This is a genomic window from Microvirga tunisiensis (assembly GCF_009296175.1).
GTDB classification, from domain to species: domain Bacteria; phylum Pseudomonadota; class Alphaproteobacteria; order Rhizobiales; family Beijerinckiaceae; genus Microvirga; species Microvirga tunisiensis.
Window position 1 is genome coordinate 32,397 of record NZ_VOSK01000043.1, and the last position, 6,695, is coordinate 39,091.

The window sequence follows — 6,695 nt, forward strand, 5'->3', positions numbered from 1 at the left end:
GTTGCGGACGCGAAAAGCTGCGCTTCTCGCCTCAACTGTGGCAGGAAAGTGACAGACGCTTGGTCAAGTCTAGGCTACAAGCTGCATCACATCCTTCTAACAGACGGACGAAGACAAATGAAAAAGATCCTCCTCTCCTCGGTTGCTCTGCTCGGCCTCGCCTCTGGCGCCATGGCTGCTGACCTTCCCTCCCGCCGCGCTCCGGCTCCGATCATTGCCGCTGTTCCGGTTTTCACCTGGACGGGCTTCTACGTCGGTGTGAACGCCGGCTACGGCTGGAACGCCAATGACAGCATCACGGTCGGCGGCGTGCGCTTCGACCTCGACGACGAAGGCGGCTTCGTCGGCGGCGCTCAGGCGGGCTACAACTACCAGATCGGCTCGTTCGTGGTCGGTCTCGAAGGCGACATCCAGTACGCCGACTTCGGTGGCGACGACCGCTTCGACTTCGATCGTGACGGCATCGCTGACGACGACTTCAACAACAGCGACTGGTTCGGCACCGTGCGCGCTCGCGCCGGTGTGGCCTTCGACCGCGCCCTGATCTACGCCACCGGTGGTTTCGCCTTCGCGGACGACGCCACGGGCTGGACCGTCGGTGGTGGTCTCGAGTACGCCTTCACCAACAACCTGTCGGCCAAGGTCGAAGGCCTGTACGTCAACCTCGACCAGGACGACAACTTCCTGGGCATCGACAGCGACGCCGAGTTCGGTGTGGTTCGCGCCGGCCTGAACTTCCGCTTCGGCACCTACTAAGATCCGTCTCCTCGGAGACAGACAAGGCCCGGGTCAACACCCGGGCCTTTTTCGTTTCATGGCGGACTAAGTCCGGATGTTATCGGTATGCCGTCCGTGGCTTCTATCGAATCGTCTCAGCGCAGAGTCGTCATGATCGCGATTGCGATGAACAATCCTCCGGCAGCACGGCCAATGAGCCTCGTCATGCCCGGGCGCGATGTCAGGAACTCGCGGCTGGGTCCCGCTGCGACTGCAAGTCCTCCGTAGATCATGAACTGCATCAGGACTGTCATGACGCCTATGGCCAGAGCCTGCGGCCATATTGGCCCATAACCCGGCAGCAGGAACTGTGGATAGACGGCGAGCACGAACAGGTAGGCCTTGGGATTGAGGAGGCAGGTTACAGCGCCCTGCCGAAACGCCAGCCAGAGGGACGGGGTGCTCACCCCTACGGTGCCGTCGATGGTGATCGAGCTGCGCAGCAGCGTGATGCCGATCCAGACCATGTAAGCTGCGCCAGCATACAGAAGCGCAGTGAACACGGTCGGGGAGACGTGTGAGATCAAACCCAGCGATCCATCTATCGAGACATTGCCGCGCTTCAGGCTATGCGGGTCCCCATCCAGGGTGGGCGCGGCATCGGTTATCGGCTGCGATCCGGCTTCGATCTGCCGCCGCTCATGTTCTCCATCGAGGAAACCGAGGCCATCGTGCTGGCACTCGCGCTTCTGGAGCGCACCGGAGACGTCGCCCTCAAGAAATCCGTCAGGCGTGTCAGTCAGAAGATTGCCGCCGCCGTTTCGCCGCCTCTGCGTCAGGTGCTTGTGGCCAACACCCTGCATGCCTGGGGCACCGTGGCGCAGACACCTTCAGGAATCGATCGTGCGGTCGTCCGGGCGGCCATCCGCGATGAGCGGAAGATGGAGATCGGCTATTGCGATGAGCACGGGCGACGGACCGAAAGGACGATTCGTCCAATCGGTCTGATTTACTACTCCGAGACGGCCAACATCGTCGCCCGGTGCGAGCTGCGCCAGGATCTGCGGCACTTCCGGTCGGATCGCGTGGAGAACGCCGTGCAGATGGAAGCGTACTTCAAGGGCAAAGGAGACGAGCTTAGGCGGCAGTGGATTTCGAGTTGGACCGACAGCCGAGGCATGCGGGATTGACGGAATCCGACTGCGTTCACACGGAATTTTAACGGCGTTTGGGCAAGCGGACAACAAAAGGCCGGAGCTCGATGAGCTCCGGCGAAGGAAGGCCGCCGTTGAAGCGACCGGGAGGAAAGTCTGTTCCCGTTAGACGGAGTAGTACATCTGGAACTCGACCGGGTGCGGCGTCATCTCGAAGCGAGCGACCTCCGCCATCTTCAGCTCGATGTAGCTGTCGATGAAGTCGTCGTTGAAGACGCCGCCGGCCTTGAGGAACGCGCGGTCCTTGTCGAGGCTGGCGAGAGCTTCGCGGAGCGAGCCGCAGACGGTCGGGATCTTCTTCAGCTCGCGCGGGGGAAGATCGTAGAGATCCTTGTCCATCGCCTGGCCGGGATCGATCTTGTTGATGATGCCGTCGAGACCGGCCATCAGCATCGCCGCGAAGGCGAGGTACGGGTTGGCGGTCGGATCGGGGAAGCGAACCTCGACGCGCTTAGCCTTCGGCGAGGTCGTCCACGGAATACGGCAGGAGGCCGAGCGGTTACGGGCCGAGTAGGCCAGCAGCACCGGAGCCTCGTAGCCCGGGACGAGACGCTTGTAGGAGTTCGTCGACGGGTTGGTGAAGGCGTTCAGGGCCTTGGCGTGCTTGATGATGCCACCGATGTACCACAGGCATTCCTGGGACAGGTCGGCATACTTGTTGCCGGCGAAGAGCGGCTTGTCACCCTTCCACAGCGACTGGTGCACGTGCATGCCCGAGCCGTTATCGCCATAGACCGGCTTCGGCATGAACGTCGCGGTCTTGCCGTAGGACTGGGCGACATTGTGGATGCAGTACTTGTAGATCTGCATCTCGTCGGCAGTGCGCACGAGGGTGTTGAACTTCGTGCCGAGCTCATGCTGGGCGGAAGCCACCTCGTGGTGGTGCTTCTCGACCGTCACGCCCATGGCCTTCATGGCAGCCAGCATCTCGCCGCGCATGTCCTGAGCCGAATCCAGTGGCGGAACCGGGAAGTAGCCGCCCTTGGTCGGGATGCGGTGACCGAGGTTGCCGCCCTCATAGGGCGTGTCGCCGTTGGTGGGCAGCTCGGAGGAATCGAGCTTGAAGCCGGTGTTGTAGGGGTCGGCCATGAACTTCACGTCGTCGAACACGAAGAACTCGGCCTCGGGGCCGACATAGACCGTGTCGGCGATTCCCGTGGACTGCAGATAGGCCTCGGCCTTCTTGGCGATGCCGCGCGGGTCGCGGTTATAGGGCTCGCCGGTCGCCGGCTCGAGAATGTCGCAGTTGATCGTCATGGTGGACGCCGAGAAGAACGGGTCCATCTGGGCCGTCGTCGGATCGGGCATGAGGGTCATGTCGGATTCGTTGATCGCCTTCCAGCCGGCGATGGACGAGCCGTCGAACATGATGCCGTCGGCGAACATGTCCTCGTCGACCATCGAGACGTCGAAGGTCACATGCTGCCACTTGCCGCGCGGGTCGGTGAAACGGAAGTCGACGTATTGGACGTCGTTATCTTTGATCGCCTTGAGCACATCCTTGGCGGTCTGCATGATCGTCTGGTCCTCTTCTGCCCTTAGAGATTGTCCTTGGCCTCAAAAGGCCTCGGCTTGGGAAAGCGAGCTTAGATCGCGTCGGATCCGGTCTCGCCCGTGCGGATGCGAACGGCCTCTTCGACCGTCGAAATGAAAATCTTGCCGTCGCCGATGCGTCCGGTCTGAGCGGCTTTGCGAATGGCCTCGATGGCGCTCTCGGCCATCTCGTCGTTCAGGACGATTTCGAGCTTCACCTTCGGCAGGAAATCCACGACGTATTCCGCACCGCGATAGAGCTCGGTATGGCCTTTCTGTCGGCCGAAACCTTTCGCCTCGATCACGGTAATGCCCTGGAGGCCAACTTCCTGGAGAGCTTCTTTGACTTCATCGAGCTTGAAGGGCTTGATGATGGCTTCGATTTTCTTCATCCCGGTCAACCGTTCCGTTCGAGGTTTTGCCGCTTTTAGCACCAGCCAGAAGGGCCTTCCATGCGTTCGTCGATTCAAAGCAGCCCATTTTGCCGACTTGAGAGGCATATTATGATCAAAGTTTGTGCAGTTGCGAAAATCGTCGCCAAATCCTCGAAAACGGGCCCATTTTGCTCCCATGACAGCCCCTGAACTCGTTCTGACCCCATCCGAGATGAGGCAAGCCGACCTGGAGGCCATCACGAGGGGCATTCCCGGCATCGAACTCATGAGACGGGCAGGGCGCGCTGTCGCCGATTCTGCCGAAAAATTAGTCTCCGGAGGAGGCCGGATCGTCATTGTCGCCGGGCCTGGGCAAAACGGGGGCGACGGCTTCGTCGCAGCCGCCGTTCTGGTCGAACGGGGCTACCGGGTGAGCCTCGGCTTCCTGGGGACTTTGAACCGCCTGACGGGAGATGCAGCGGAAGCGGCGCGGGACTGGATGGGCGAGGTCGGCCCCGCCGAGGACGCTCCTTTTCAGGAAGCAGACCTCATCATCGATGCTCTATTCGGCACCGGTTTGTCCCGCAATCTCGATGGCGCGGCGCGGCATGCCGTCGATCGCATGAACGGTTCGGGATGCCCGATTCTGGCCGTTGACCTTCCCTCCGGCATCGACGGCGACACCGGCGAGGTGCGGGGCATTGCGGTGAAAGCCGCCAGCACGGTCACCTTTGCCGCCCGCAAGCCTTGCCACCTCCTGATGCCGGGACGTGCCTTCAGCGGGCCCGTCGAGGTGGCGGATATCGGGATCGGACGGGAGATTCTCGCGGCCAAGGGCGGGAGCCTTTTTGCCAACAATCCGGCTCTCTGGCTGCATGTGCTGCCGAAGCCCGGGCTCTCCTCCCACAAATACGAGCGCGGCCACACCCTCGTCGCGTCGGGCGGCGCGACCCGGACGGGCGCGGCGCGGCTGGCGGCTCGGGCGGCCCTCAGGATCGGCTCCGGCCTCGTCACGGTGGCTTCGCCGCCGGAGGCGATCGGGGTCAATGCCGCCCACCTGACCGCCATCATGCTGAAGGGCTGCGACGGTCCCGAGGGGCTGCACGCCATTCTTCAGGATACGCGCCTCAACGCCCTCGTCCTCGGGCCGGCTCTAGGCGTCCATGCGGGCACCCGCGCCATGGTCGCCGTCGCCGTCCAGGCGAGGCGGAGCCTCGTCCTGGATGCCGATGCGCTGACCTCCTTCGAAGGCTTGGCGTCGGAGTTTCACGGGGCGTTCCGTCACGCCCCGACGGTGCTCACACCCCATGACGGCGAGTTCAACCGCTTGTTCAAAGGTCACCCGGATATGATTGATCCGGAATCGAAAATCGAAAAAGCCCGCCGTGCCGCCGCCTACACCGGAGCCGTGGTGCTGCTGAAGGGGGCGGACACCGTGATCGCCGCTCCCGATGGCAGGGCGGCCATCAACGAGAACGGCACGCCGTACCTTGCGACCGCCGGCTCGGGGGATACGCTCTGCGGCCTCATTGCAGGATTGATGGCGCAGAATGTATCCGCCTTCGAGGCGGCCTGTGCCGGGGCCTGGATCCACGCCGAGGCCGGAGCGAGCTTCGGTCCGGGGCTGATCGCCGAGGACTTGGCGGAATTGGTGCCGGGAGTACTGCGCGGCTTGCTCAAGTAACCTCGATCCAGGTCCACAGACCCGCATCGAACCGTTCCAGGACGGTCGAGGCGATCAGCCACTTGCCGGGATTGTCGGCCACGAAGGCGATCCGAATCGTCTTGTTCTCCGGCACCTGCACCGTATCGAGGAAGTAGGGCTCCCAACCATCGTCGAGGGGATGCAGCAACCGGAAGGAATGGCCGTGCAGGTGCATGGGCTGGACGAAAGCCGTCTGGTTCTTGAGCGCCAGCACCACCGGGGTGCCCCGCTTCACCTTGACCAGCGGTGGACCCGAGGGGCTTCCCGCCGCGCCGTTGATGGCGAGTCGCGCGGGGGGATCTCACCCCCGCGCGCTCCCAGAACCGTACGTGACACTCTCGCGTCATACGGCTCCCGATGTTCGGCCATTTCCATGCAGAAAGCGCCAATGCGCAAACAGGTGCGGATTGGCGCGGATTACCCGTGCCAACCATTCCCTTGCGCCCTTGGGCCGCCGGCGCAACCGTTTGAACTTGTTGCAGGCCCAGCGGATCAGGAAGGCATCGATCCGATGCAAAGTCCAAGTCAACGCCGACTTGTAGAAGTGACTGTAGTAGTTGATCCAGCCTTGGATGTACGGTCGGTACATCCGTGCCAGATCTGCCAGGGATTTGTCGGTCCGGTGGTGGAACGCCCACCCACGGATCGTCTGCCGAATGGCCTTCAGCGCCTTCGGGCTCGCCGCAGGCAGAAAGGAGGTGCCGTAACGACCACCGCGCCAGGCTGCCTTTCTCGGCCGAAAGCTATAGCCGAGGAAGTCAAACGACTGGACCGGATAGTCGCCGCGCCGGTTCGTATCCTTGCAGTAGACGATCTTCGTCTTTGCCGGATGGAGAACCAGCCCGCAGGCCCTAAAGCGGACCTCCAAGGCACTCCACAGCGTGCGAGCTTCCTCTTCGCTACGGCAGTGGCAGATGATGTCGTCCGCATAACGCTCGAACGGAATGGCGGGAGAGCTCCGCGCCATCCAGACGTCGAACACATAGTGCAGGAACAGGTTCGCCAGGATGGGGCTGATGACCCCTCCTACAATGGTGCAAACTGCCGCTGTCTGAACCACCATAGCTCGGATCGGGCGGCGGAGCGACACGGAACACCACCGTGATGTCGCCGCGATCAATCTCAACGCGCTTGACCAGAAGGCGGATCAGA

At 62.6% G+C, this 6,695-nt stretch carries 6 protein-coding genes and 2 pseudogenes; 3 read left to right on the forward strand and 5 right to left on the reverse strand.

The genetic code is table 11. The annotated features are described in order from the left end of the window. Positions 1-117 precede the first annotated feature (117 nt). Positions 118-756: an outer membrane protein gene (locus tag FS320_RS13645; protein ID WP_152712385.1), complete on the forward strand. Its 639-nt coding sequence runs from the start codon at positions 118-120 to the stop codon at positions 754-756. A 116-nt stretch (positions 757-872) separates the two neighbouring features. On the opposite strand, the gene FS320_RS13650 is transcribed toward FS320_RS13645, so the two are convergent. Next, positions 873-1,304 (reverse strand): LysE family translocator, encoded by a 432-nt coding sequence (locus FS320_RS13650; protein WP_244627126.1) that lies wholly within the window; start codon positions 1,302-1,304, stop codon positions 873-875. Here FS320_RS13650 and FS320_RS13655 point away from each other — a divergent pair. Further along, a pseudogene (locus FS320_RS13655) lies at positions 1,305-1,907 on the forward strand (helix-turn-helix transcriptional regulator); the annotation flags it as partial. Positions 1,908-2,036: 129 nt separating this feature from the next. Here FS320_RS13655 and glnA read toward each other — a convergent pair. Both glnA and FS320_RS13665 read right to left on the reverse strand, forming a co-directional pair. Beyond that, the gene (gene glnA, locus FS320_RS13660; protein ID WP_152712389.1) at positions 2,037-3,446 is read right to left on the reverse strand and encodes a type I glutamate--ammonia ligase; all 1,410 of its coding nucleotides are present in this window, start codon (positions 3,444-3,446) and stop codon (positions 2,037-2,039) included. 71 nt (positions 3,447-3,517) lie between these two features. Further along, complete coding sequence (locus FS320_RS13665; RefSeq protein WP_152712391.1) at positions 3,518-3,856, reverse strand: P-II family nitrogen regulator; 339 nt, start codon at positions 3,854-3,856, stop codon at positions 3,518-3,520. A 178-nt stretch (positions 3,857-4,034) separates the two neighbouring features. On the opposite strand from FS320_RS13665, the gene FS320_RS13670 reads away from it, so the two are divergent. Then, positions 4,035-5,522 (forward strand): NAD(P)H-hydrate dehydratase, encoded by a 1,488-nt coding sequence (locus tag FS320_RS13670; protein WP_152712393.1) that lies wholly within the window; start codon positions 4,035-4,037, stop codon positions 5,520-5,522. On the opposite strand, the pseudogene FS320_RS13675 reads toward FS320_RS13670, so the two are convergent. Then, positions 5,515-5,826: pseudogene (locus tag FS320_RS13675) on the reverse strand (multicopper oxidase domain-containing protein); the annotation flags it as partial. The gene FS320_RS13670 and the pseudogene FS320_RS13675 sit on opposite strands and share 8 nt — an antisense overlap. Before the next feature lie 60 nt (positions 5,827-5,886). Continuing rightward, positions 5,887-6,633 carry a group II intron maturase-specific domain-containing protein gene (locus FS320_RS13680; RefSeq protein WP_342211958.1) on the reverse strand — a complete coding sequence of 249 codons (747 nt, stop codon included), beginning with the start codon at positions 6,631-6,633 and terminating at the stop codon, positions 5,887-5,889. Positions 6,634-6,695: the final 62 nt, after the last annotated feature.